A 555-nucleotide genomic window follows, 5' to 3' on the forward strand; every position below is an offset into this window, starting at 1 on the left:
GATCACGACCAGGCCGAGATCCTTGAATTGGACATCCTTCTGCAGGAGCCGATGGGTCCCGATGATGATATCGACGGTCCCGACCGCCAATTTCTCGAGGGTTGAGGCCTGTTCCCTGCGTGTGCGAAAGCGCGAGAGGAGCTCGACCGTGACCGGATAGTCGCTCATGCGCTCGGAGAAGGTGTGGTAATGCTGTTGGGCGAGCACGGTGGTGGGAACGAGGATGGCCACCTGCTTTCCACCCATCACGGCTTTGAACGCGGCGCGGATGGCAACCTCGGTCTTGCCGAAGCCGACGTCGCCGCAGATCAGGCGATCCATGGGACGCGGGCGTTCCATGTCGGTCTTGGTGGCCTCGATGGCGCGCCATTGGTCGGCGGTTTCCTCGTAGACAAAGGCCGCTTCGAACTCGCGCTGCCAGGGGGTGTCGACAGGGAACGGGTGGCCCGGTTGGGTTTCGCGCGCCGCCTGGATTTCGAGCAGCTCGGCCGCCAGATCGGCGACGGCGACGCGCAAGGCCCAGTCGCCCAACTCGCCGATCATGCCCAGGTCTTC

At 64.1% G+C, this 555-nt stretch carries 1 protein-coding gene; it reads right to left on the reverse strand.

Translation table 11 applies throughout. The features are described from left to right. On the reverse strand, positions 1 to 555 hold a 555-nt coding region (locus tag L6Q96_23530), incomplete at both ends, for a DEAD/DEAH box helicase (protein MCK6557519.1).

The sequence above is a fragment of the Candidatus Binatia bacterium genome (assembly GCA_023150935.1).
GTDB lineage: Bacteria > Desulfobacterota > Binatia > HRBIN30 > HRBIN30 > JAKLJW01.